The sequence below is a fragment of the Microbacter sp. GSS18 genome (genome assembly GCA_029319145.1).
In the GTDB taxonomy this organism is placed as follows: Bacteria; Actinomycetota; Actinomycetes; order Actinomycetales; family Microbacteriaceae; genus Microbacterium.
This window is the reverse complement of sequence record CP119753.1, coordinates 2,882,060-2,904,827: the sequence shown is the minus strand read 5'-3', so window position 1 is coordinate 2,904,827 and position 22,768 is coordinate 2,882,060. Positions and strand designations below refer to the sequence as shown.

Sequence of the window (22,768 nt, the reverse complement as noted above, 5' to 3'; positions counted from 1 at the left end):
GCCGGCGCACGATGCGCCGGCCCTCCGCCGCGGTCCCTCGGCTAGAGCGACCGCAGGATGTCCTCCACGCGCTCCTTCGCGTCGCCGAAGAGCATCGCGGTGTTCTCGCGGAAGAACAGCGGGTTCTGCACGCCGGCGTAGCCCGAGGCCATCGACCGCTTGAACACGATGACGTTCGACGCCTCCCACACGCGCAGCACCGGCATGCCGGCGATGGGGCTGCCGGGGTCCTCGGCGGCGGCCGGGTTGACGGTGTCGTTCGCGCCGATCACGAGCACCACCGACGTGTCGGCCATGTCGTCGTTGACCTCGTCCATCTCGAGCACGATGTCGTAGGGCACGCGCGCCTCGGCCAGCAGAACGTTCATGTGCCCCGGGAGGCGACCGGCGACCGGATGGATGCCGAAGCGAACGTCGACGCCGCGCTCGCGCAGCCGCTCGGTGAGCTCGGCGACGGGGTACTGCGCCTGGGCGACGGCCATGCCGTACCCGGGCGTGATGATCACGCTCTGCGCACCCGCCAGCATCTCGGCGACGGTGTCGGCGTCGACCTCGCGGTGCTCGCCGACCTCCTCGTCGCCGGACTTCGGCGCCTCGATGCCGAAGCCGCCGGCGATCACCGAGATGAACGAGCGGTTCATGGCGCGGCACATGATGTACGACAGGTACGCACCCGACGATCCGACGAGCGCACCCGTGACGATCAGCAGGTCGTTGTTCAGCAGGAAGCCCGCGGCGGCCGCGGCCCAGCCCGAGTAGCTGTTGAGCATCGAGACGACGACCGGCATGTCGCCGCCGCCGATCGAGGCGACCAGGTGCCAGCCGAGGGCGAGGGCGAGGATCGTCACGATGACGAGCAGCCACAGCTCGGGCGTGATGACGTACCAGACCGTCAAGGCGACGAAGGCGACGAGGGCGCCGAGGTTCAGGACGTTCTTGCCCGGCAGCACGAGCGGCTTGGACGACATCCGCGCCGAGAGCTTGAGGAACGCCACGATCGAGCCGGTGAAGGTCACCGCGCCGATGAAGACGCCGATGAAGACCTCGGCGTGGTGGATGTCGGCGAGGGCCCCTTCGAGGCCGGTGTCGTACAGCGCACCGTTCCAGCCGACGAGCACCGCAGCCAGTCCCACGAACGAGTGCAGCAGCGCGATGAGCTCGGGCATGCCGGTCATCTCGACGACGCGGGCGCGCCACAGGCCGATCGCGGCGCCGACGACCATGGCGATCACCAGGAGCGTCAGGCCCAGGGGCGCCTGCGGCTCGCCCCACGACCCGGTGAGGGTGAGCCAGATGGTGGCGGCGAGGGCGATCGCCATGCCGACGATGCCGTAGGTGACGCCGCGGCGGGCGGTGTCGTGGCGGCTGAGCCCCGCGAGGCTCAGGATGAACAGCAGCGCCGCGACGAGATAGGCGGCGGTGGCCAGGGATGCGGCGGTCATCGGGCGGCACCCTTCTGGAACATCGCGAGCATTCGGCGGGTGACGGCGAAGCCGCCGAACACGTTGATGCTCGCCACGAGGACGGCGATCCCGGCGAGGATCTGCACCGGCAGCTCAGGGGCGGTCAGCTGCACGATCGCGCCGACGACGATGATGCCCGAGATCGCGTTCGTGACGCTCATGAGGGGCGTGTGCAGCGCGTGGGTCACCTTGCTGATGACGTAGAAGCCGACGACGATCGAGAGCGTCAGCACCGTGAGGTGCTGGGGCAGGGGAGCGGGCGCGACGGCGCTCACGAGGAACAGGGCCGCGATGCCGAGGGCGATCAGCCCGGTCTTCACGGCGGGCGTCAGCCACGACTTCTTCACCGGGGACGCCGCGGCCGCGGTGTCGACGGCCGGCTTCGCCGGAGCCGCCGAGACCTGCACCGGCGGTGGCGGCCACGTCGACTCGCCGTCGCGCACGACCGTCACCGAGCGCTGGACGACGTCGTCGAAGTCGAGCGTCAGCGCGCCGTCCTTGCCGGGCGTGAGCAGCTTGAGCAGATTGACGAGGTTGGTGCCGTACAGCTGAGAGGCCTGCGCGGGCAGGCGCCCGGCGAGGTCGGTGTACCCGAGGATGATGACGCCGTTGTCGGTGACGGTGCGCTCGCCCGCCACCGAGCCCTCGACGTTCCCGCCCTGCGCCGCCGCCATGTCGACGATGACGCTGCCGGGCTTCATGCTCGCGACATCCGCCGCGGTTATCAGCCGCGGGGCCGGGCGGCCCGGGATGAGCGCGGTCGTGACGATGATGTCGACATCGGCGGCCTGCTCGGAGTAGATCTCGGCGGCGCGGCGGTCGTAGGCCTCGCTCGTCGCCTTGGCGTAACCGTCGGCCGAGATCTCCTTCTGCTCGTCGGGGACGACCACCTCGAGGTACTCGCCGCCGATCGAGTGCACCTGGTCGGAGACCTCGGGGCGCGGGTCGGTGGCCCGCACGATCGCGCCGAGGCTCGAGGCCGCGCCGATCGCGGCCAGGCCGGCGACGCCCGCGCCCGCGACGAGCACCTTGGCCGGGGGCACCTTGCCCGCCGCCGTCACCTGGCCGGTGAAGAAGCGGCCGAACTCGTGCGACGCCTCGACGATCGCGCGGTAGCCGGCGATGTTCGCCATCGAGCTGAGCACGTCCATCGACTGGGCGCGCGAGATGCGCGGCACCGCGTCCATCGCGAGAGCCGTGATGCCGCGCGTCGCGAGCGCCTCGACGAGGTCCGGGCGCAGTGCCGGCGAGAGCAGGCCGATGAGGGTCGCGCCGTCGGCGAGCCGGTCGATCTCGTCGGGTGTCGGCGGATTCACCTTCAGCACGATGGGGGACGACCAGACGGTATCGCCGTCCGTGACGGTGGCACCGGCATCCGCGTACGCCGCGTCTGGGAACGAGGATGCCGCGCCGGCTCCCGCCTCGACCGCGACGTCGTATCCGAGGGCGAGGATCTTGGCGACGGTGGCAGGTGTGGCGGCGACGCGGTTCTCACCGGTCGCCTCGGCCACGATGCCGATGCGCGTCATGGGGACTCCAATGCTCAGTGCGCGGCGAAGGCGTCCGTGTCGGGTCGGGCGCGCCGCGTAGGGGCGAACAGTCAAGACTCTAGGTCTCGCACAACCCCTGCCGCTGGACATGACGCAAGAAGATCGCCGGAATTTATAGACTCGATGCCATGACCGTCGCCTCCACGTCCGAGCTCGAGCTCGACCGCCAGAACCTCATCGCGCTCATCAAGGGCGAGGCGGTGTTCCACGGCGACTTCACGCTCTCCAGCGGCAAGAAGGCGTCGTACTACGTCGACATGCGCAAGCTGACTCTCGACCATCGCGCCGCGCCGACGATCGGGCGCATCATGCTCGACCTCATCCGTGACGTCGACGGCATCGTCGCGGTCGGCGGACTGACCCTCGGCGCCGACCCGATCGCGAACGCGATCATGCACGAGTCGGCGCGCACGACGGTGCCGCTGGACGCGTTCGTCGTACGCAAGGAGCCCAAGGACCACGGCCGCGGCCGTCAGGTCGAAGGTGCGGACGTGACGGGCAAGCGCGTCGTCGTGGTCGAGGACACCTCGACCACCGGCCAGTCGGCTCTCAAGGCCGTCGAGGCGCTGCGCCGCGAGGGCGCCGAGCCCGTTGCGGTCGCCGTCATCGTCGACCGCAAGACCGGCGCGCAGGCCGCCGTCGAGGCCGAGGGCCTGCAGTGGCTGGCCGCGATCGACCTCGACGACCTGGGGCTGGCGCCGCAGTAGTGCGCGACGCGGCGGGTGTCGCCGGTACGATCGACCGAGACGACGACGGAGGTCAGTGATGTTCATTCTCTACGGTGTGCTCTTCATCGCCGGGCTTTACCTGTTCGGCCTGGCATTCAACGTCACCGAGTTCAACGCCCTCATCTTCGCCGCCGGCATCCTGTGCATCTCGCTGGCGATGGCGCTGCCGTTCCACTTCACGCGGCACGAATGACCCGCGGGCGCCGCGCCCGATAGGCGAACCGCGATGTCCGCACGTCATCGCTACCTCGAGCCCGAGCAGGCCGCCCGGGTCTATGACCGGATCGGTCGCTGGCAGGACCTGGGCGGGTTCTACGAGCACGAGGCGATGGCGGCGGCGCTCGATGCGGCGGACCTCGGCTCGGCCCGCCGCGTGGTCGAGATCGGATGCGGCACGGGCACGCTCGCCGCATCCCTCCTGCGTGAGCGGCTGCCCGCGGACGCCGAGTACCTGGGGCTCGACGTCAGCACGGCGATGGTCGACCGGACCCGCCGCCTCCTCGAGCCCTTCGGCGACCGTGCCGAGGTGCGGCTCGTGGACGGCCGGACGCCGTGGCCGATCCCGGACGGCGACGTCGACCGCGTGATCGCCGTGTACGTGCTGGATCTCTACTCGCCCGACGCGACGGATGCCTTCTTCGCCGAGGTCGACCGCGTCCTGCGCCCCGGGGGCATCGTGGCCGTCGCGTCGCTGACCCCAGGCGCGACGGGCGTCTCGCGTGCGGTCTCGGCGGTGTGGTCGGGCGCGTGGCGCCTCGACCCGCACCTGACCGGCGGATGCCGACCGGTCGATCTCGAGCCGCATCTTCCCGCGGGCTATCGGCGGCTGCTCGACACCGTCATCACGACGTGGGGCGTGAGCTCCCGGTCGGTCGTGCTCCAGTCTCCCGAAATGTAAGTTTCAGAAAGTTCTGAACGTCAGCGTATACTTCGGGGTATGCGGGACGATCAGGCGCGTGCCTACGCCGAAGAGGTCGGCGTCGTGCTCGCGCAGATGGGCACCACGCCGGCCTTCGGGACGCTGCTGGGCTGGCTCATGATCTGCGACCCGCCGCAGCAGACCAGTGCGCAGCTGTGCGCGGCGACCGGCCTCTCGAAGGGCTCGGTCTCGACCGGGATGCGGGTGCTCCAGCAGTCGGGCCTCGTCAGGCGTGTCCCGACCGCCGGGCGGGGTCACGCCTACGAGGTGCACGAGGACGCCTTCGCGCTCGCCGTGGATCCGACGGCCAAGATGCGCGACTTCCTCGCCGTCGTCCAGGAGGGCCTCGACCTGATCGGGGACGACGATGCGCCTCGGGCGAAGCGATTGGCCCGCACGCGCGATTTCTACGTGTTCATGATGAATCGGATGCCGGAACTGATGGACGAGTTCCGCGCATCCCAGGAAGGACGAAGCTGATGTCGCGGATCCTCGTGGTGACGGTCGGCTCGCGCGGCGACGTGCAGCCGTATGTCGCCCTCGCCAAGGGCCTGCAGGACGCTGGACACGAGGTCCTGCTCGCGACCTGTGGGCGCTTCGCCCCGTTCGCCGCCGAGCACGGCGTGCCGTTCGCGCCGCTGAGCGACGACATCCTCCTGCTGCTGGACTCCGAGGAGGGCCGCTCGACGCTCGACGAGGCATCCGGCATCGTCGGACTCGTCAAGACCAACATTCGGCTCGTGGGCGAGGCGAAGCGCATCAACGAGAAGCTCATGCACGACGTGTGGCAGGTCGCTGAGCCGTTCGCACCCGACCTCGTCATCTACCACCCGAAGGCGATGGCCGGCCCGCACGTCGCCGAGAAGCTCGGCGCCGCAGCTGTGCTCGGGCTCGTCGTGCCGGTCTCGGTTGCCACCGGTGATTTCCCGATGGTGGGTCTGCCGGCCCTGCCGTGGGGTGCCTGGTACAACCGCCTCACCTACAAGCTGGTCGAGGTCGGGTACGCGCAGTACGACAAGATCGTGAACCGCTTCCGCCGCGAGACTCTCGAGCTGCCCGAGAAGAAGGGCGCGGCGCTGACCACCACGCTCCCCGACGGACGTCCGATCCCGGTCATCCACGGCATCAGCGAGCATGTGCTGCCGCGGCCCGCCGACTGGCCCGCCCACGTGCACGAGACCGGGTACTGGTTCCTCGACGCCCCCGACACGTGGTCGCCGCCCGCGGAGCTCGAGGAGTTCCTGGCCGCCGGCGACCCGCCCGTCTACGTCGGCTTCGGCAGCATGGCGGGGCGCGACCCGAAGCGCATCACTCGTGCGGTCGTGGGCGCCCTCGAGCAGGCGGGCGTCCGCGGCATCATCGCGACGGGGTGGGGAGGCATGGAAGCCGAGGAGCTCCCCGACTCGATCCTGCGGATCACCGAGGCCCCGCACGACTGGATCTTCCCGCGCGTCGCCGCGGTGGTGCACCACGGTGGAGCCGGGACGACGGCCGCGGGCCTCCGTGCGGGGCGGCCCACGGTCGTGTGCCCCTTCATCGTCGACCAGTTCTTCTGGGGCCGGGTGGTCGCCGCCGCCGGGGCCGGCAGCACGCCGGTGCCGCAGAAGAAGGTGACGGCCGAGCGTCTCGCGGCCGCGATCCGCGAGGTCGTGACCGACGACGGCATCCGCTCGAGGGCCGAGGGCATCGGCCGCCGCATCCGCGACGAGGACGGCATCGCCGCCGCCGTCGAGCAGATCGAGGGGATCCTCGCACGGGTGTGAGCCCGCGCGGTCGCGGGACCTTCGCCTCTCACCTGCCCGCGCGCGTCGGCGCACGCTGGAGTCGAGCAGGAGGCGGACGATGAAGTGGCCCTCGGGCACGTCCTCACGGGCGGGCATGTTCAGAGACAGGGCGGACGCCGGCCGCCAGCTGGGCGCCGCGCTCGCCGTCATGCCGTGGCAGGATCCGGTCGTCCTGGGCCTGCCGCGCGGGGGTGTGCCGGTGGCTGCGCTGGTCGCCGAGGCGCTGGACGCACCGCTCGACGTGATCATCGTGCGCAAGCTCGGTCTCCCGTTCAGCCCCGAGACCGCCATGGGCGCGATCGGCGAGGGCGGGGTGCGCGTGCTCGACGAGGCCCTGGTCAGACGCTTCGGAGTCCGACGCGACGAGGTCTCCGCAGTGGAGGCGCACGAGCGGCGGACGCTCGACGAGCGCGTGGAGCGGCTGCGCGGCGGGCACGATCGGCTCGACCTCACCGGGCGCACCGCGATCATCGTCGACGACGGCATCGCGACGGGGGCCACGGCGCGGGCCGCGTGCCTCGTCGCCCGCCGGCTCGGCGCAGCCCGGGTCGTCGTCGCCGCCCCCGTGGGCGGACCGGATGCCCGCAAGCGCCTGGCGGACGCCGATGAGGTCGTATGCCTCCTGCAGCCGCAGTACTTCCAGGCCGTCGGCGCCCACTACGAGGTGTTCGGACAGACCTCGGACGACGAGGTCGTGCGGATCCTGGCCGCGCACCGCCGCCCGAAGGGGCCGACATGGACGCCGCCGACCAGCTGATCGCCGACATCCGCGACCTGGCGCATCCGCTTCAAGGGCCGGCGGACCTCGAGCCGGTGGTGCGCGCGGCGCGGTCGCGGCGCTTCGTCGCTCTCGGCGAGGCTTCGCACGGCACCCACGATTTCTACGCGTGGCGCGCAGAGCTCACCCGGCGCATCATCGAGGACGGCCGACCGACGTGGATCGGCGTGGAGGGCGACTGGCCCGACTGCTGGCGCATCGACCGGTGGGTGCGGGGCCTCACGGACCGCGACGCCGACGCCCGCATCGTCCTGCGGGGATTCGAGCGGTGGCCGACCTGGATGTGGGCGAACACGGATGTCGCCGACTTCCTCGACTGGCTGCACGAGCTGAACCTCACGCGCCCCGAGGCTCAGCGCGTGGGGTTCTACGGACTCGACGTCTACTCGCTGTGGGACTCCCTCGACCGCGTCATGCGGTGGCTCGCCGACCACCAGCCCGACGCGCTCCCGGCAGCGCTGCAGGCCTGGCAGTGCTTCGCGCCGTTCGACGAGGACCCGCACCGCTACGCATGGAGCACGCGCATGGTGCCGGCATCCTGCGAGAGCGACGTCGTTCAGCTGCTGACCGAGGTGCGCCACCGGTTCCTCGCCGACGGCGACGAGGCCTTCGACGCGATGCAGAACGCCGAAGTGGCCGTGCAGGCCGAGCGGTACTACCGCGCGATGGTGCGCACCGACCGCGGGTCGTGGAACATCCGCGACATCCACATGGCAGACACCGCAGAGCGGCTCCGCCGCCACTTCGGGACGGACTCGCGCGGCATCATCTGGGAGCACAACACGCACGTCGGCGACGCGCGCGCGACGACGATGGCGGATGCCGGAATGGTCAACCTCGGGCAGCTCCTGCGCGAGCGGCACGGCGACGATGCCGTGCTGCTTGTCGGGTTCGCCTGTCACCGCGGGTCGGTCATCGCCGGCTCGCAGTGGGGAGCCGCAGAGGAGCGGATGCCGGTCCCGCCCGCTCGCGCGGGAAGCCACGAGGATCTGCTCCACCGCGCGCTCGGCGACCCGAGCGTCATTCCGCTGATCGGACGGGAGCATCGGCCGTGGCCCGCGCACCGGGCCGGGCACCGCGCGATCGGCGTCGTCTACGATCCCGCCCGCGAGGCCGGGAACTACGTGCCCACCGTGATGGGCGCGCGCTACGACGCGCTGCTGTGGTTCGAGCGGGCCGAGGCCCTGACTCCGCTGCGCCACGAGGCGCGGCCGGACGAGCCGGAGTTCGAGACCGAGCCGAGCGGGTTCTGACCGGCGGGGCCGCAGCTCAGTCCTTGCCGCGGCTGCGCCACCACTGCCAGATGATCACCGTGAGGGTGCCGAGGATCGTCAGCGCGGCGACGGCGTAGATGAGGGTCTGCTCGGCGGGGCTGATCATGGGCGCTTCCCTTCCGCGGCATCAGCCACGATCTTCGCGATGCGCGCCGCCCGGGTCTCGGCGCGGCGGGCGGTGTCGACGGCGCTGATGCCGAGCTTGCGGGCCGACGGCGGGAACGCGTCCCACGCCGTTCGCGCGGCCGCGACCGCGTCGAGTGCGGCGGCCAGATCGTCGGGCTCACGCAGCGCCTCGGCGTTGTCGAGGACGGTCCACGAGCCGTTGGCCTTGGCCACCTCGATGGCGCGGATGCCGGCGGGCGCGAGCAGACCTGCGGCCTCGAGCTCGGCCACACGGGTCTTGTTGGTCGCCGCCCAGCCGCTCGTGGGGCGCCGCGGGGCGAACCACAGGCCGCTCGTCCTCTCGTCGAAGACGCGGATCGGTCCGTCGACCCAGCCGAAGCACAGCGCCTGGCGGATGGCGTCCTCGTAGTCGACGAGGGTCAGGCCCGAGCCGCGCCGCGGGCGCACCAGCCACGCCCCCTTCGTCGTGGCGTGGTTGGCTGACAGCCAGCCGCGCCACGACGCGGCATCGGCCGCCACGACCTTCTCGCCGTCGTCGAGCGCCCCCATCGACTAGAGACCCTCGGGCATCTCGGACTCGACCGGCTCGTCGGGAAGCAGCTCGGCCACCGAGCCGAGTACCTCGTCGGGACGGAAGGGGAACCGCCCGACGTCGCCGTCCTCGCTGATGCCGGTCAGGACGAGCACGGTGTGGAGGCCCGCCTCGATGCCGGCGACGACATCGGTGTCCATACGGTCGCCGATCATTCCCGTGGTCTCGGAATGCGCGCCGATGCGGTTCAGCGCCGAGCGGAACATCATCGGGTTCGGCTTGCCGACGACGTACGGGGCCTGATCGGTGGCCTTCGTGATGAGCGCCGAGATCGCGCCCGTCGCCGGCAGCACGCCCTCGGTCGACGGGCCCGTCGCGTCGGGGTTGGTGGCGATGAACCGCGCGCCGCCGCGGATGAACCGGATCGCCTTCGTGATCGCCTCGAACGAGTAGTTGCGGGTCTCGCCGACCACGACGTAGTCGGGGTCGGTCTCGGTCAGGACGAAGCCGGCCTCGTGCAGAGCCGTGGTGAGCCCCGCCTCGCCGATGACGAACGCCGAGCCGCCCGGGAGCTGCGATGCGAGGAACTGCGCCGTCGCCAGTGCTGAGGTCCAGATCGAGTCCTCGGGGACGACGAGACCGGATGCCTTCAGCCGCGCGCTCAGATCTCGCGGCGTGAAGATCGAGTTGTTCGTGAGCACCAGGAACGGCGTGCCGGTGAAGCGCCAGTGCTCCAGCAGGTCTGCGGCTCCCGGAATCGGGGTGTTCTCGTGGACGAGCACGCCGTCCATATCGGTGAGCCAGCACTCGATGTCGGAACGCGTGCGCATGGACCTCAGCCTACGGTCAGCGGCTCCATCGCGGTTCGTCACCTGTGTGACACATGCGGGGCGTAATGTCGGCATCGTGGCGAGCGAGGACCGACACCCCGAGGAGGCGACGAGTCTGTCCGGGCGCACCTACCTCATCACCGGAGCGAACGCGGGTCTCGGCTACTTCGCGAGCGAGCAGCTGGTCCGCCGCGGCGCGACCGTCATCATGACCGGGCGCAACCCGAACCGGCTCGCCTCGGCGCGCGCTGCGCTGCACCGACGCATCCCGGATGCCGATTCGGCCCAGGTGCAGACGATGATCCTCGACACCGCCAACCTCGGGTCGGTGCGCGCCGCCGCCGCGACGGTGGGCGCGCGCACGCCGCTGGCGGGCCTGCTGCTGAACGCCGGCATCGTGCATCCGCCCAAGGAGCGCATGACGACGGTGGACGGGCATGAGCTCGTCTTCGCCACGAACGTCCTCGGGCACTACGCGCTCGCCGGAACGCTGCTGCTGTCGCTGGCGCGCGCGGGCGGCCGCATGGTGTGGCTCGGCAGCATGTCGACGTCGCTGTCGCACTACGAACCCGTCGACCCCGAGCTGACGGAGGGCTACACCGGCTGGCGGGCTTACGTGCAGTCCAAGGTCGCCACCACCGCGCTCGCGTTCGAAGCCGACCGGCGTCTGCGCGAGGCGAACGTCGACGTCACGAGCGTCGTGGCGCATCCCGGCTACGCCATCGGCGGCCGCACCGTCGGCATCCACGGAGTGAACCAGCCGAGCCGGGGCAAGCGCTTCGTCGACAACCTGCAGGCGCCGATGTCGCATTCGAAGGAGTCCGGTGCGCGTGTGCTGGTGCACGCCCTGGTCGGGGCGGATGTCGAAGGCGGGCAGATGTGGGGGCCGCGGTTCCGCGTGCACGGCGCGCCGCACCCGCAGGCGGCCGACCGGCTCACGCGCGACCCCGAGGTCGCCGACCGGCTGTGGCACGTGTGCGAGGACACCACCGGCGTGCACTGGCCGTTCGGCAAGGCCGTCAAGGTCAGGCGCTGAGCGTCCTCACGCGGTGAGCCACAGCGCATCGGTCGCGCCCATGGGAAGGGGGACCGGTGCGCCGCCGACGCGGATCGTGGCGGCATCCGTCACCGTCACCTCCGCGCCGACCTCCACTCCCGCGCTCTCGATCGCCCGCAGCAGCTCGGGGTCGCGATCGCTCACGCGCAGGACGCGACCGGTGTGGCCGGGCCCGGCATCGGCGAGCAGGATGAACGGCTCGCGGTCGACGTTCCCGTCGGCGTCGGGGATGGCGTCGCCGTGCGGGTCGAAGCGAGGGCGGCCGAGGCGCGCGTCGATGCCCTCCAGCAGGCGGTCGCTGATGGCGTGCTCGAGGATCTCGGCCTCGTCGTGCACCTCGTCCCACGCGTAGCCGAACTCGCGCACCAGCCACGTCTCGATCAGGCGGTGACGGCGGCACGTCGCCGCGGCTCGGCGGCGGCCGGCATCCGTCAGCGAGATCGGACCGTACGGGCGGTGCGACACCAGGCCCTGGGCCGCGAGCTTGCGCACCATCTCGGTCACGCTCGAGGGCGCGAGACCGAGCGTCGTCGCGAGCTGCGACGGCGTGATCGGATCGTCCTGCCACTCGGTGTGGTGGTAGATCGTCTTGAGGTAGTCGTCCACGGCGGGGGATGCCACCGCTTCAGGGTACCGGCCGACGCCCGTCACGCCCCCGTGAAGACCAGCCACAGCAGGATCACGTTCAGGGCGATGAGGAAAACGGATGCCGCGATGCCGGCGATCGTCGTGGTGACACGGTTGCGATGGGCGCCGAGCACGTCCTTCTTCGCGGTGAGCGCCACCAGGGGGACGAGTGCGAACGGGATGCCGAACGACAGCACGACCTGGCTGAGCACGAGCGCGAGGGTCGGGTCGAAGCCGATGCCGAGGATGATCAGCGCGGGCGCGAGGGTCACCAGTCGCCGGGCCAGCAGTGGCACGCGGACGTGCAGCAGGCCGTGCATGATCTCGGCGCCGGCATAGGCGCCGACCGACGTGCTGGCGAGGCCGCTCGCGAGCAGGCCCACCGCGAACAGGGTCGCAACGATCGGGCCGAGCCCGGCGTACAGCGCCGCGTACGCCCCCTCGAGGGAGTCGGTGCCGGGGACGCCGGCGAGATTCGCCGCGGCCAGCAGCAGGATCGCGAGATTGACGGTGCCGGCGATCAGCATCGCGATCGTCACGTCCCACTTGGTCGCGCGCAGCAGGCGCGTCGTCGTGATGCCGCGCAGCGTGTCGAGCGGAGCGGCGATGCGCGCGCCGGGGCCGGGGTCTCCGGGAGCCTCGTGGCCGGCACCGGCGTGCGAGTGCCCGGCGGCATCGGTCGCGGCGGAGGATGAGGGTGTGCCGCCCTTCGCGTCGGGTGCGAAGCGGTCTCGGCTCAGGGCGCTGTGGGCGTAGATCGCGTGCGGCATGATCGTGGCGCCCAGGATCGAGGCGGCCAGCAGCACCGAGTCGGCTCCCTCGAAGCGTGGGATCAGGCCGGCGGCGACCCCGACGGGGTCGGGCGGGGCGAGGAACACGCCGAACGTGAACCCGATCGCGATGATGGCCACCATGCCGATGACGACGAACTCGAAGGTGCGGGGGCCCCGGCGCGACTGCACCAGCAGCAGGACGATCGACACGGCGCCCGTGATCGCGCCGCCCCACAGCAGCGGGATGTCGAACAGCAGCCACAGCGCGACGGCGCCGCCGATGACCTCGGCGATGTCGGTCGCCATGGCCACGAGTTCGGCCTGCACCCAGTAGGCGCGGCGGCCCCAGCGGCTGCCCATGCGGCGGCCGAGGATCTCGGGCAGGCTCTCGCCGGTGACGATGCCGAGCTTCGCCGACAGGTACTGGATGAGCCACGCCATGACGTTGCCGAGCACGACGACCCACACCAGCAGGTAGCCGTAGCGGGCGCCCGCGGTCATGTTGCTGGCGACGTTCCCGGGGTCGAGATAGGCGACGCCCGCGACCAGCGCCGGGCCGATCAGCCACGCCAGACGCGGCCCCGAGGGCGCGCGTCGGCGCGGTCCCGTGGGGGCGGACGCTACGCCGGTCGGCGCATCGGCGGGGGTTCGGAGGCCGTCCGGAGGTTTCGGCATGCCGAAACCCTACTCCGATATTTCGGTGAGCCGAAAGGTCGGAGGTCCCGTCGTGCACCGGTTCGGCGCGAGCCGGTCATGCCGTCCCGTCGTGCACGGTTCGGCGCGAGCGGGTGATGCCCGCACGTCGCGGACAGGTTGGCGCAGATGGTCGCGCTACGGCCAGGAAGCGACCATCTGTGCCAACCGAGGGCCGAGGCATCCGGTTGGGTTGGCTCTGGCTGCCGCGTGTGCGCCTGCCTGCGACCATCTGAGCCAACCGTCGGCTGAGGCATCCGCGTTGGGTTGGCGGTGGCTGCCGCGTGCGCGCTGGCCTGCGGCCGATCGCGCCAACCGAGGGCCGAGGCATCCGGTTGGGTTGGCGGTGGCTGCCGCGTGTGCGCTGGCCTGCGGCCGATCGCGCCAACCGAGGGCCGAGGCATCCGGTTGGGTTGGCGCTGGCTGCCGCGTGCGCGCTTGCCTGCGGCCGATGGCGCCAACCGAGACGGCGGCCTCGCGCGTGACGATGCCGCAGCTTCTGCCACTTTCGCCCGGGGTCCGGCGTGGACACCGCAGAATGGTGGCAGGAGGTGCGACCTCGCAAGGGCGGATGCAGCACCCACAGCCACCTTCATGCCGCCACGAGCGCGCCGCGGCGGGCTACGGTGGCGGGGTGAGCGACGAGCAGCCCGAGCCGACGCTGCCCCACGGCGTGGGACCGTGGCCCGGCGGACCCGACGCATGGCCGGAGGATCCCCGCTACGACCGCGAGCTGCTGGCGGACGGCGACCGCCGCAACGTCGTCGACCGGTACCGGTACTGGACGATGGACGCGATCGTCGCGGATCTCGACACGCGCCGGCACGGCTTCCACGTCGCGATCGAGAACTGGCAGCACGACATGAACATCGGCTCGATCGTGCGCAGCGCCAACGCGTTCGCCGCCGCCGAGGTGCACATCATCGGGCGGCGCCGGTGGAACCGGCGCGGAGCCATGGTCACCGACCGCTACCAGCACGTGCGCCATCACGAGGACGTCGCCGCCTTCCGGGTCTGGGCGGATGCCGAGGGCCTGTCGATCCTCGCCATCGACAACGTCGAGGGGGCGGTGCCGCTGGATCGCGCCGACGTCCCGGAGCGCTGCGTGCTCCTGTTCGGCCAGGAGGGCCCAGGACTCTCGCCGGAGGCGCTCGCCGCGGCATCCGCCGTGGTCGCGATCACGCAGTACGGCTCGACGCGCTCGATCAACGCCAGCGCCGCCGGCGCGGTCGTCATGTACGAGTGGTGTCGCCGGTGGGCGGAGGCGCCTGCGCCGTAGGATGCGGACGTGAGCACGCTCTGGGGCGGCACGAGTTCGGCGGAGATGGCGGATGCGGCGCGAAGCGACGCCGCGCTGAGCCCGATCGACTGGAGCGTCCACCCGCCGGGCTCCACGGCCGATGTTGTCGATGTTCCGAGCGGCCGGCTCGCGCGCATCGCGATGGGGTCGCCCGCGGGGGAGCGGGTCGTCCTGGTGCCGGGCATGACGGGGTCCAAAGAGGACTTCGTGCTGATGATGCCGCTGCTCGCCGCCGCGGGCTTTCACGTCGAGGCCTTCGACATGGCCGGGCAGTACGAATCCCACGCGGCCGGGCCCGAGAACCTCGACCCGCCCGGATCGCGCTACACCCTGGAGCTGTTCGTCGACGATCTCGTCACCGTGCTCGCCGCCCAGCGCGGGCCCGCGCACGTACTGGGTTACTCGTTCGCCGGGACCGTGGCCGCCGTCGCCGCCGTGCGACGCCCCGATCTCTTCGCGAGTCTCACGCTGCTATCGGCGCCGCCGCTGGCGGGGCAGGCGCTGCGCGGCTTCAAGATCCTGGGGCCCCTCAGTCCGTTCGTCCCCGGACGTGCGCTCGGGCGACCGTTCATCGCCGCCCTGAAGTGGAACGTCCACCGCGCGCCGCACGACCGGGCCGCCTTCGTCACCGCGCGGTTCGGCCTGACCCGGCCATCGAGCGTCGGCGACATCCTCGCTCTCATGAAGCGCACGCCCGACGTCGCCGCGGATCTTCGGGCGACGGGGATCCCCGTCCTGGTCGCGACCGGCACCGGCGACGTCTGGCACGTCGAGGCCCACCGGGAGTTCGCCGAACACCTCGGCGCTCCCTTCGTCGCACTGCGCACCGGGCACAGCCCCTGCGAGACGGCCCCGCATCAGCTCACCCTCGCGATGCTCGCGCTCGCCCGCGGGTGAGGGCGCGAGCGGCAGGACCGGGGTTGACTCGCGGGTGCTCCGCCGTGCGGCGCGGCGGAGCCGTCGGGCCCTCGAGGCCAGGGCCACGCGCCGCGGCCAGCTGACCTCGGCCCAGTTGACGCCGACGACGTGGAACGCCCAGGCCGCGCGGCGCCGCATGCCGGCGACGCTCTCGAACGGGCGCGCCGACACCCCGACGTGAAGATCGGGGTCGTACTCGACCGCCACGGCCGGGTCGAGGACGAAGCTGATGTCGAGATCGTCGTGGGCGCGCGGATCGTCGAGGTGGATGCGCTCGCGCGCGTCACGCCAGGCCTCACGCCGCAGGGCGAAGTTCGAGCCGAACAGCGGAGTGCGCCCGATGATCATGCCCATGAACCAGAAGTAGCCGCCGAGGTACACATGCGCGCCGAGGAACCGTGCGACCGGTCCGCAGCCGTAGAACGTGCCGGTCCCGGTGAGCGCGCCGAGCGTCGGGTCGGCGTCGAAGCGGTCTGCGAGGCGCTCGACCCAATCGGACGCGGGTCTCGAGTCGGCGTCGAGCCGGCAGATGACGTCACCGCTCGCGGCATCGAATCCGCGCGCCGTCGCGCGGAGAACACCGTGTTCGGGCTCGACCACGGCGACGGCGCCATGGGCCGCGGCGACGGCCTGCGTGTCGTCGGTCGATCCGTTGTCGACGACGATCACCTCGTCGGCGGGGCGGGTCTGCGATGCCAGATCGGCCAGGCAGCCTTCGAGCATCCGGGCGTCGTTCAGCGACGGAACGACGACACTGACGGTGCTCATCACTGCCGAGCATAGGGCTCCGTGTCGGCGGGGTGGGGCGCACCGCCGTCGGAGACGCGCTCAGCCGCGGTCGATGCCGAACGTGTGCCACATGAGTGCCTGGACGTCGCGGTCGAGGTTGTCGACCTTCTCCTCGAGTCGCCGGAACTCGCTGCGCATGCCGCCGAATTCGCTGCGCACGACCTGGATGAACAGCGTCGACACGATCGTGATCATGCCGAACATGGCTGCCGCGAACACGCCGATGATCGTCCACACCTGTGGTTCGGTCATCTCCAGCACCCTCCCATTGTGAGCCCTCGGGGGTGACGATGCCAGGGTGAGCCGGTGATCAGGCGGCGTCGGCACACGTGTGCATGGCCTCCCCGGACGTCCGCCTGGGGAGGAGCGGATGCGGGCGCTCAGTATGGCGTCGGGATGTAGCGAAGCGGCAGGTTCGGGTCGCGGTAGCCCCCGGAATCCTGACGCTCGGGCAGTTCGAGCTCCTCACGCTCGATCGGCTCGTAGGGGATCTGGCTCAGCAGGTGGGTGATGACGTTCAGCCGCCCGCGCTTCTTGTCGTCGGTGCGCGCGATGAACCACGGCGCCCAGCTGGTGTCGCTCGCCTTGAACATCGCATCGCGGGCACGCGAGTAGTCGAACCAGCGGCTGTAGGACTTCAGATCCATGGCCGACAGCTTCCAGATCTTGCGCGGGTCGTCGATGCGCCCTTCGAGCCGCCGCGTCTGCTCCTCGGGGCTCACCTCGAGCCAGTACTTGACGAGGATGATCCCGTTGTCGACGATCGCCTTCTCGACCAGCGGCACCTGATCGAGGAACCGGTCGGTCTCCTCCTGCGTGCAGAAGCCCATCACCGGCTCGACGCCGGCTCGGTTGTACCAGCTGCGGTCGAAGATGACGACCTCGCCGCCCGCGGGGAAGTGGGCCATGTAGCGCTGGAAGTACATCTGCGACCGCTCTCGGTCGTTCGGCGCCGGGAGGGCCACCACGCGGAACACGCGCGGGCTCACCCGCTCGGTGATCGCCTTGATCGTGCCTCCCTTGCCGGCGGTGTCACGACCCTCGAAGACGATCATGACCTTCGCGCCGGTGTGCTTGACCCACTCCTGCATGGCCACGAGTTCTCCGTGGAGGCGCTCGAGCTCCTTCTCGTACTCCTTGCGCTTCATCTTCTTCGGAGCGGTCTCGTCGGTGTCGCCGTGGTGCTTCTTCTTCTTGCCCATCGCGCCTCCTCCCGGCGGACTCTACGCCGCCCTGGGGCGCGGCTCCAGGCCCAAGGGCCCGTCGATCATGCTCCGGCGGTCATCCACTCCCGTCCGCGCACGCGCCAGCCGAGGGTGCCGAGGCGGGCGAGCATGTAGACACCGAAGAACGCGACGGCCAGCCAGGCGAGGCCCCACGCGCCGGTCGGATGCAGCAGCGCGATCACCACGATCGCGGGCAGGAACGGAATCAGGTTCAGCACGCCCGCGATCGCGAGGTACTTCGCGTCGCCGGCGCCGATGAGCACCCCGTCGAGGACGAACACGATGCCGCACACCGGCTGAGCGACGGCGAGCACGATCAGTGCCGGCTGCACGAGCGCGGCGACCGCCGGGTCGCCGGTGAACACCAGGCCGATGAGGCCCGAGAACCCGCCGATCAGCAGGCCCACGACGACTCCGAACCACAGCCCCCATGCCACCGTGCGGCCGAGGACGCGCGTGACGAGGCGGTCGTCTTCGGCGCCCAGGCCCTTGCCGATCAGCGCCTGCGCGGCGATCGCGAGCGCGTCGAGCGCGAACGCCGCGGTCGAGAAGATCGTGAAGGCGACCTGCCACCCGGCCAGCTCGCCGGTGCCGAGGCCGCCGGCGACCGCCACGGTGCCCAGGAGCGCGATCCGCAGCGACACCGTGCGCAGGAACAGCCATCCGCCCGAGCGCGCCGAGCCGCCGACGCCGTCGCGCTGCGGGCGCACCGTCGCATCGTGGCGGCGGGCGAGTCGGCCCACCACGACGACGAACGCCGCGACCATGCCCCACTGGGCCACGACCGTGCCGATGGCGGATCCGGCGATGCCCCACCCGAATCCGTAGATGAACAGGGCGTTGAGCACGGCGTTCGCGCCGAACCCGAGCCCGGCGATCCACAGCGGAGTGACGGTGTCCTGCATGCCGCGCAGCAGACCGGTCGCCGCGAACACGATGAGCATCGCCGGCAGGCCCCACATCGAGATGCCCAGGTAGATGCCCGCCTGCTCGGCGACCGCGGCGGTCGCTCCGAACAGCGGCACGACGACGGGGATGGCGATGTAGCCGACGAGGGCGAGGACGGCCCCGAGGCCGAGTGCGAGCCACATCCCGTCGATCCCCGCAGACACCGCCTTCGACGAATCGCCGGCTCCGAATCGCCGGGCAACCGCGGGCGTGGTCGAGTAGGCGAGGAACACCATCAGGCCGACGATCGTCTGCAGCACCGCCGAGGCGATGCCCAGGCCCGCCAGCGGCACCACGCCGAGGTGGCCGACGAGCGCCGAGTCGACGATGAGGAAGAGAGGCTCGGCCACGAGCGCGCCCAGCGCCGGCACCGCCAGGCGCAGGATGTCGCGGTTCAGCGTGTCTCGGGTGCGCTCCACGTCACCAGGCTACGGGCCGCCGCGGACACCTCCGGGCGCCGAGGCCCGGAGTCATCACGATGCGGTCACGTCCTGCGTCCGCTCGCGCCCGCCCGCCCTTCGGGCGCCCGCGGGGGCGGCGCCGCGCTCTATTGTGGAAGCATGACCGACAGCCCCCGCTCGGGCCTCGCGCTCGACGAGCTCAGCGCCGACATCCGCCCTCAGGACGACCTGTTCCGTCACGTCAACGGTTCCTGGATCGAGCGCACCGAGATCCCCGACGACAAGGCGCGGTGGGGTTCGTTCCATCTGATCGCCGAGCAGGCCGAGAAGGACGTCCGGGCGATCATCGAGGAGGCGCAGTCGGCCGAGCCGGGCACCGAGGCGCGCAAGATCGGCGACCTCTACACGAGCTTCATGGACACCGAGCGCATCGAGGCCCTCGGTGCCGAGCCGCTGACGGCTCAGCTGGCGCGCGTGGACGCGATCGACGGCATCCCGGCATTCCTCGCCGCGCTCGGCGAGCTCGAGCGCGACGGGGTCGCGGGCCTCATCCACCTCTACATCGAGCCCGACCCCGGCAACCCCGAGCGGTACGTTCCGTTCTTCGTGCAGGGCGGGCTGTCGCTGCCGGACGAGAGCTACTTCCGCCTCGACAACTTCGCCGAGACGCGCACGGCGTTCCGCGCGCACATCGAGCGCATCCTGGAGCTCGCGGGCGTGGCGGATGCCGCCGTCGCCGCCGACCGCATCGTCGCGCTCGAGACCGAGCTCGCCGAGCACCACTGGGACAACGTGCGCAGCCGTGACGCGATGGCCACCTACAACCTCATGACCGGCGACGAGGCCGAGAAGCTCGTGGGCGTCGACCTCGGCCCGTGGGTCGCGGCCGTCGCGCCCGGCTTCTCGGACGTCTTCGCCGAAGTCAACGTCACCCAGCCCAGCTTCCTCGAGGGGCTCGGGTCGCTGCTGACCGAGGACCGGCTCGAGGACTGGAAGGCGTGGCTGCGCTTCTCGATCGTCCACTCTGCGGCGCCGTTCCTCTCGCAGGCGTTCGTCGACGAGAACTTCTCGTTCTACGGCACCCAGCTCACCGGCGTCCCGGTCAACCGCGAGCGCTGGAAGCGCGGCGTGGGCCTGGTCGAGGCGGCGATGGGCGAGGCCGTCGGCAAGGTGTACGTCGAGCGCCACTTCCCGCCCGCCGCCAAGGAGGCGATGGACGAGCTCGTCGACAACCTCATCGAGGCCTACCGCGAGTCGATCTCGACCCTCGAGTGGATGAGCCCCGAGACGCGCGAGCGGGCCCTCGGCAAGCTCGACGCCTTCACGCCCAAGATCGGCTACCCGGTGAAGTGGAAGGACTACTCCTCCCTCGAGATCGACGCCGAGGACCTCGTCGGGAATGTCCGCCGCGCGAACGTGTGGGAGCACGACCGGCAGCTCGGCAAGATCGGCGGCCCCGTCGACCGCGACGAGTGGTTCATGACCCCGCAGACGGTCAACGCGTACTACAACCCGCTGATGAACGAGATCGTGTTCCCCGCGGCGATCCTGCAGTACCCGTTCTTCGAGGCGGATCGGGATGCCGCGGCCAACTACGGCGGCATCGGCGCGGTGATCGGCCACGAGATCGGCCACGGCTTCGACGACCAGGGCAGCCGCTTCGACGGCGACGGGTCGCTGCGCGACTGGTGGACGGATGCCGATCGCGAGGCGTTCGAGGACCGCACGAAGAACCTCATCGCGCAGTACGAGGCGCTCGTCCCCGAGGGGCTCGCCGAGGAGCACCACGTGAACGGCGCGCTCACGATCGGCGAGAACATCGGCGACCTCGGCGGCCTCGGCATCGCGATCAAGGCCTACCGTCTCGCGCTGGCCGCCGCGGCGGAGCCCGCCGACGGTTCCGACATCGACGGCTTCACCGGCATCCAGCGCCTGCTGCTGAGCTGGGGCCAGATCTGGCAACAGAAGGGCCGGGACGCCGAGACCATCCGCCTGCTGACCATCGACCCGCACTCGCCCAACGAATTCCGCTGCAACCAGATCGTCCGCAACATCGACGCCTTCTACGACGCCTTCGGCGTGACCGAGGGCGACGCGCTGTGGCTCGACGAGGAGCAGCGCGTCACCATCTGGTGACGACGGGGGAGCCCCAGCCCCCGATCGCGCTCGCCTGAGCGCAGCCCCATCCGCCCGAACACCCGATACCGGAAGGAAGCCCTGTGGGCATGTCCTCTGAGCCCAAGAGGGAGGCTGAGTCGCGTCGGGGGTCGCGACGCAGCAGCCGGCGACTGCCGAGGAGGGCGGCAGCCGCACGACCGACATTCACCGCGACGCTGAAGGCGCTCGACGACCTCGCGGGGTCGGGAGCGAAGATCTCGGTGCGCATCACCGATCTCGACCGCGGCACCGCCGTCCTCAACGGCGACGACTTCGTCACGCTGCCGGTGGCCGGACTCGGCGTCGTGCCGCTGCTGGTCGAGACCGCCGCCGGTTTCGAGGCGGGAACGCTCGACCCGCTCGAGATCCTCGATCGCTCGGTCATCGACCCAGTGGCCGTCGGCGGAGTGTGGCAGCACCTGAAGGCGCCCGCGCTGCCGTTGATCGACCTCGCCGTCCTGACCGCCTCGACCGGAGACGCCCTGGCTGCGAACGCGCTGCTGCACCGCGTCGGGATCCCGGCCGTGCGCGCGCGCATCGAGGCGCTGGGGCTGAGCCGCTCGGCGCTCCTCGACCGCTTCCGCGACGAACGCGGGCCCGATGACGCGCCGCACTTCGCGCTCGGTTCGGCGCGCGAGCTCGCCGAGGTGTTCGCGGCGCTGGTGAACTCGCAGGCGGTGTCGCCGGGGGTCAGCGCGCAGGTCGCCGAGTGGCTGAGCCTGAACCACGACCTGTCGCTGGTCGCCGCCGCGACCGGCCTCGATCCGTTCTCGCACGAGAACGACGAGCACGGGCTGCTGTTCATCAACAAGACCGGCCGAGACGACGGCATCCGGGTCGAGGCGGGCGTGCTCGCCGGACCCCGCGCGGGAGTCTCGTACGCGCTGATCGTGTGCTTCGACGACCTCTCGATCTACCACCGGATGCGAGCGCATGAGGCGTTCCGCACGCTCGGCATGGAGCTCATGGAGTACGTGTTCTGAGGCGAGGCGCGCGTCAGAACACGATCGTGTGGTTGCCGTGGCGCAGCACGCGGTCCTGCGCGTGCCACAGCACGGCGCGCGAGAGCACCTGGCGCTCGACGTCGGCGCCGCGCCGCACGAGTTCCCGATAGCTGTCGGCATGGTTCACGCGCACGGTGTCCTGCTCGATGATCGGGCCCTCGTCGAGGTCGGTCGTGACATAGTGGCTGGTCGCGCCGATGAGCTTGACGCCCCGGTCCTTGGCCTTCTTGTACGGGTCGGCGCCGATGAAGGCCGGCAGGAACGAGTGGTGGATGTTGATCACCGGCACGCCGACCTGCTCGAGGAAGTCGCTGGAGAGGATCTGCATGTAGCGGGCGAGCACGACGACGTCGACGTTGCCGCGCAGCAGCTCGACGATCTTGGCCTCGGACGCGGACTTGTCGGGACCCGCCACCGACGGCACGTGGAAGAACGGCACGCCGAACGAGCGGACGTCCTCGGCCGATGTCGTGTGGTTCGAGATCACCATCGGGATGCTGACGGGCAGGTCGCCGCGTCGATGGCGCCACAGCAGATCGAGCAGGCAGTGGTCCTGCTTCGAGGCGAGGATCGCCATGCGCTTCGGCGTCGACTGGTCGGTGAGGGTCCACTCCAGATCGAAGCCGTCGCCGAGTGTCGCGGTCAGATCCGCCTCGATCTCGGGGATGGCGGCGGCCAACTCGGGCCGATGGAAGACCACCCGCTGGAAGTAGGCTCCGCCCTCGGGATTGTCCGAGTACTGGTCCAGGGCCGTGATGTTCGCCCGGTGCCGGGTGATCAGGGCCGAGACCGCCGCGACGATTCCGGGCTGGTCCCTTCCGTGGACGATGAGGCAGGCATGGTCGGGCATCACGTGCGCGGAGGGCGAGGGCATGGAGACGATTCTTCCGT

General features: G+C 71.0%; 22 protein-coding genes and 1 pseudogene. 12 read left to right on the top strand and 11 right to left on the bottom strand.

Annotation, left to right across the window (positions count from 1 at the left end; genetic code table 11):
* Nucleotides 1-41: 41 nt before the first annotated feature.
* Together pntB and P0L94_13345 are read right to left on the bottom strand one after the other, a co-directional pair.
* Complete coding sequence (pntB, locus tag P0L94_13350) at nt 42-1,442, bottom strand: Re/Si-specific NAD(P)(+) transhydrogenase subunit beta (GenBank protein ID WES63444.1); 1,401 nt, start codon at nt 1,440-1,442, stop codon at nt 42-44.
* Nucleotides 1,439-2,992, bottom strand: a complete 1,554-nt coding sequence (locus tag P0L94_13345; GenBank protein WES63443.1) for a Re/Si-specific NAD(P)(+) transhydrogenase subunit alpha — start codon at nt 2,990-2,992, stop codon at nt 1,439-1,441. The genes pntB and P0L94_13345 overlap by 4 nt, the downstream gene beginning before the upstream one ends.
* A 149-nt stretch (nt 2,993-3,141) precedes the next feature.
* Between P0L94_13345 and pyrE the strand changes: the two genes are divergently transcribed.
* The 7 genes from pyrE (at nt 3,142) to P0L94_13310 (ending at nt 8,475) form a co-directional block, all read left to right on the top strand.
* Nucleotides 3,142-3,720, top strand: coding sequence for an orotate phosphoribosyltransferase (pyrE, locus tag P0L94_13340; protein WES63442.1), 579 nt, complete (start codon nt 3,142-3,144; stop codon nt 3,718-3,720).
* Nucleotides 3,721-3,778: 58 nt separating this feature from the next.
* Nucleotides 3,779-3,934: a hypothetical protein gene (locus tag P0L94_13335; GenBank protein WES63441.1), complete on the top strand. Its 156-nt coding sequence runs from the start codon at nt 3,779-3,781 to the stop codon at nt 3,932-3,934.
* Nucleotides 3,935-3,967: 33 nt separating this feature from the next.
* A complete protein-coding gene (locus P0L94_13330; GenBank protein ID WES63440.1) occupies nt 3,968-4,639 on the top strand; it encodes a class I SAM-dependent methyltransferase in 672 nt (223 codons plus the stop codon).
* Between the two features lie 39 nt (nt 4,640-4,678).
* Nucleotides 4,679-5,140 (top strand): MarR family transcriptional regulator, encoded by a 462-nt coding sequence (locus P0L94_13325; GenBank protein WES63439.1) that lies wholly within the window; start codon nt 4,679-4,681, stop codon nt 5,138-5,140.
* Nucleotides 5,140-6,423, top strand: a complete 1,284-nt coding sequence (locus P0L94_13320; GenBank protein WES63438.1) for a glycosyltransferase — start codon at nt 5,140-5,142, stop codon at nt 6,421-6,423. The genes P0L94_13325 and P0L94_13320 overlap by 1 nt, the downstream gene beginning before the upstream one ends.
* Nucleotides 6,424-6,502: 79 nt before the next feature.
* On the top strand, nt 6,503-7,201 hold the full coding sequence (locus P0L94_13315; GenBank protein ID WES63437.1) for a phosphoribosyltransferase family protein: 699 nt from the start codon (nt 6,503-6,505) through the stop codon (nt 7,199-7,201).
* Complete coding sequence (locus P0L94_13310; protein WES63436.1) at nt 7,180-8,475, top strand: erythromycin esterase family protein; 1,296 nt, start codon at nt 7,180-7,182, stop codon at nt 8,473-8,475. The genes P0L94_13315 and P0L94_13310 overlap by 22 nt, the downstream gene beginning before the upstream one ends.
* A 123-nt stretch (nt 8,476-8,598) precedes the next feature.
* On the opposite strand, the gene P0L94_13305 is transcribed toward P0L94_13310, so the two are convergent.
* Both P0L94_13305 and P0L94_13300 read right to left on the bottom strand, forming a co-directional pair.
* Nucleotides 8,599-9,171 carry a YdeI/OmpD-associated family protein gene (locus P0L94_13305; protein ID WES63435.1) on the bottom strand — a complete coding sequence of 191 codons (573 nt, stop codon included), beginning with the start codon at nt 9,169-9,171 and terminating at the stop codon, nt 8,599-8,601.
* A 3-nt stretch (nt 9,172-9,174) separates the two neighbouring features.
* Complete coding sequence (locus P0L94_13300) at nt 9,175-9,984, bottom strand: HAD-IIA family hydrolase (GenBank protein ID WES63434.1); 810 nt, start codon at nt 9,982-9,984, stop codon at nt 9,175-9,177.
* A 76-nt stretch (nt 9,985-10,060) separates the two neighbouring features.
* On the opposite strand from P0L94_13300, the gene P0L94_13295 reads away from it, so the two are divergent.
* A complete protein-coding gene (locus tag P0L94_13295) occupies nt 10,061-11,020 on the top strand; it encodes an SDR family NAD(P)-dependent oxidoreductase (protein WES63433.1) in 960 nt (319 codons plus the stop codon).
* A gap of 6 nt (nt 11,021-11,026) precedes the next feature.
* Here P0L94_13295 and P0L94_13290 read toward each other — a convergent pair whose 3' ends face one another.
* Together P0L94_13290 and P0L94_13285 are read right to left on the bottom strand one after the other, a co-directional pair.
* Complete coding sequence (locus P0L94_13290) at nt 11,027-11,662, bottom strand: metal-dependent transcriptional regulator (protein ID WES63432.1); 636 nt, start codon at nt 11,660-11,662, stop codon at nt 11,027-11,029.
* 26 nt (nt 11,663-11,688) lie between these two features.
* Entirely contained in the window at nt 11,689-13,116 is a 1,428-nt protein-coding gene (locus tag P0L94_13285) for an Nramp family divalent metal transporter (GenBank protein ID WES63431.1), read from the bottom strand.
* Nucleotides 13,117-13,768: 652 nt separating this feature from the next.
* On the opposite strand from P0L94_13285, the gene P0L94_13280 reads away from it, so the two are divergent.
* Together P0L94_13280 and P0L94_13275 are read left to right on the top strand one after the other, a co-directional pair.
* Nucleotides 13,769-14,413: a TrmH family RNA methyltransferase gene (locus P0L94_13280; GenBank protein WES63430.1), complete on the top strand. Its 645-nt coding sequence runs from the start codon at nt 13,769-13,771 to the stop codon at nt 14,411-14,413.
* 9 nt (nt 14,414-14,422) lie between these two features.
* Nucleotides 14,423-15,331, top strand: coding sequence for an alpha/beta fold hydrolase (locus P0L94_13275; GenBank protein WES63429.1), 909 nt, complete (start codon nt 14,423-14,425; stop codon nt 15,329-15,331).
* A gap of 294 nt (nt 15,332-15,625) precedes the next feature.
* Here the strand turns inward: P0L94_13275 and P0L94_13270 are convergent.
* The 4 genes and pseudogenes from P0L94_13270 to P0L94_13255 all read right to left on the bottom strand — a co-directional run bounded on the left by P0L94_13270 (nt 15,626) and on the right by P0L94_13255 (nt 18,734).
* Nucleotides 15,626-16,075: pseudogene (locus tag P0L94_13270) on the bottom strand (glycosyltransferase).
* A 105-nt stretch (nt 16,076-16,180) separates the two neighbouring features.
* Nucleotides 16,181-16,393 carry a hypothetical protein gene (locus P0L94_13265; GenBank protein ID WES63428.1) on the bottom strand — a complete coding sequence of 71 codons (213 nt, stop codon included), beginning with the start codon at nt 16,391-16,393 and terminating at the stop codon, nt 16,181-16,183.
* Between the two features lie 128 nt (nt 16,394-16,521).
* Nucleotides 16,522-17,343: a polyphosphate kinase 2 gene (gene ppk2, locus P0L94_13260; protein WES63427.1), complete on the bottom strand. Its 822-nt coding sequence runs from the start codon at nt 17,341-17,343 to the stop codon at nt 16,522-16,524.
* Between the two features lie 65 nt (nt 17,344-17,408).
* Nucleotides 17,409-18,734 carry an MATE family efflux transporter gene (locus P0L94_13255; GenBank protein WES63426.1) on the bottom strand — a complete coding sequence of 442 codons (1,326 nt, stop codon included), beginning with the start codon at nt 18,732-18,734 and terminating at the stop codon, nt 17,409-17,411.
* A 141-nt stretch (nt 18,735-18,875) separates the two neighbouring features.
* Between P0L94_13255 and P0L94_13250 the strand changes: the two genes are divergently transcribed.
* Together P0L94_13250 and P0L94_13245 are read left to right on the top strand one after the other, a co-directional pair.
* The gene (locus P0L94_13250) at nt 18,876-20,852 is read left to right on the top strand and encodes a M13-type metalloendopeptidase (GenBank protein WES63425.1); all 1,977 of its coding nucleotides are present in this window, start codon (nt 18,876-18,878) and stop codon (nt 20,850-20,852) included.
* 89 nt (nt 20,853-20,941) lie between these two features.
* The gene (locus P0L94_13245; protein ID WES63424.1) at nt 20,942-21,856 is read left to right on the top strand and encodes a class A beta-lactamase-related serine hydrolase; all 915 of its coding nucleotides are present in this window, start codon (nt 20,942-20,944) and stop codon (nt 21,854-21,856) included.
* Nucleotides 21,857-21,869: 13 nt separating this feature from the next.
* Here the strand turns inward: P0L94_13245 and purU are convergent, their stop codons facing one another.
* Nucleotides 21,870-22,751, bottom strand: coding sequence for a formyltetrahydrofolate deformylase (purU, locus tag P0L94_13240; GenBank protein ID WES63423.1), 882 nt, complete (start codon nt 22,749-22,751; stop codon nt 21,870-21,872).
* Nucleotides 22,752-22,768 lie beyond the last annotated feature (17 nt).

What these genes read in the sequence shown, in the direction of transcription:
- pntB (WES63444.1), bottom strand. Translation starts at nt 1,442, where the DNA reads ATGACCGCCGCATCCCTGGCCACCGCCGCCTATCTCGTCGCGGCGCTG.
- P0L94_13345 (WES63443.1), bottom strand. Translation starts at nt 2,992, where the DNA reads ATGACGCGCATCGGCATCGTGGCCGAGGCGACCGGTGAGAACCGCGTC.
- pyrE (WES63442.1), top strand. Translation starts at nt 3,142, where the DNA reads ATGACCGTCGCCTCCACGTCCGAGCTCGAGCTCGACCGCCAGAACCTC.
- P0L94_13335 (WES63441.1), top strand. Translation starts at nt 3,779, where the DNA reads ATGTTCATTCTCTACGGTGTGCTCTTCATCGCCGGGCTTTACCTGTTC.
- P0L94_13330 (WES63440.1), top strand. Translation starts at nt 3,968, where the DNA reads ATGTCCGCACGTCATCGCTACCTCGAGCCCGAGCAGGCCGCCCGGGTC.
- P0L94_13325 (WES63439.1), top strand. Translation starts at nt 4,679, where the DNA reads ATGCGGGACGATCAGGCGCGTGCCTACGCCGAAGAGGTCGGCGTCGTG.
- P0L94_13320 (WES63438.1), top strand. Translation starts at nt 5,140, where the DNA reads ATGTCGCGGATCCTCGTGGTGACGGTCGGCTCGCGCGGCGACGTGCAG.
- P0L94_13315 (WES63437.1), top strand. Translation starts at nt 6,503, where the DNA reads ATGAAGTGGCCCTCGGGCACGTCCTCACGGGCGGGCATGTTCAGAGAC.
- P0L94_13310 (WES63436.1), top strand. Translation starts at nt 7,180, where the DNA reads ATGGACGCCGCCGACCAGCTGATCGCCGACATCCGCGACCTGGCGCAT.
- P0L94_13305 (WES63435.1), bottom strand. Translation starts at nt 9,171, where the DNA reads ATGGGGGCGCTCGACGACGGCGAGAAGGTCGTGGCGGCCGATGCCGCG.
- P0L94_13300 (WES63434.1), bottom strand. Translation starts at nt 9,984, where the DNA reads ATGCGCACGCGTTCCGACATCGAGTGCTGGCTCACCGATATGGACGGC.
- P0L94_13285 (WES63431.1), bottom strand. Translation starts at nt 13,116, where the DNA reads ATGCCGAAACCTCCGGACGGCCTCCGAACCCCCGCCGATGCGCCGACC.
- P0L94_13265 (WES63428.1), bottom strand. Translation starts at nt 16,393, where the DNA reads ATGACCGAACCACAGGTGTGGACGATCATCGGCGTGTTCGCGGCAGCC.
- ppk2 (WES63427.1), bottom strand. Translation starts at nt 17,343, where the DNA reads ATGGGCAAGAAGAAGAAGCACCACGGCGACACCGACGAGACCGCTCCG.
- P0L94_13250 (WES63425.1), top strand. Translation starts at nt 18,876, where the DNA reads ATGACCGACAGCCCCCGCTCGGGCCTCGCGCTCGACGAGCTCAGCGCC.
- P0L94_13245 (WES63424.1), top strand. Translation starts at nt 20,942, where the DNA reads ATGTCCTCTGAGCCCAAGAGGGAGGCTGAGTCGCGTCGGGGGTCGCGA.
- purU (WES63423.1), bottom strand. Translation starts at nt 22,751, where the DNA reads ATGCCCTCGCCCTCCGCGCACGTGATGCCCGACCATGCCTGCCTCATC.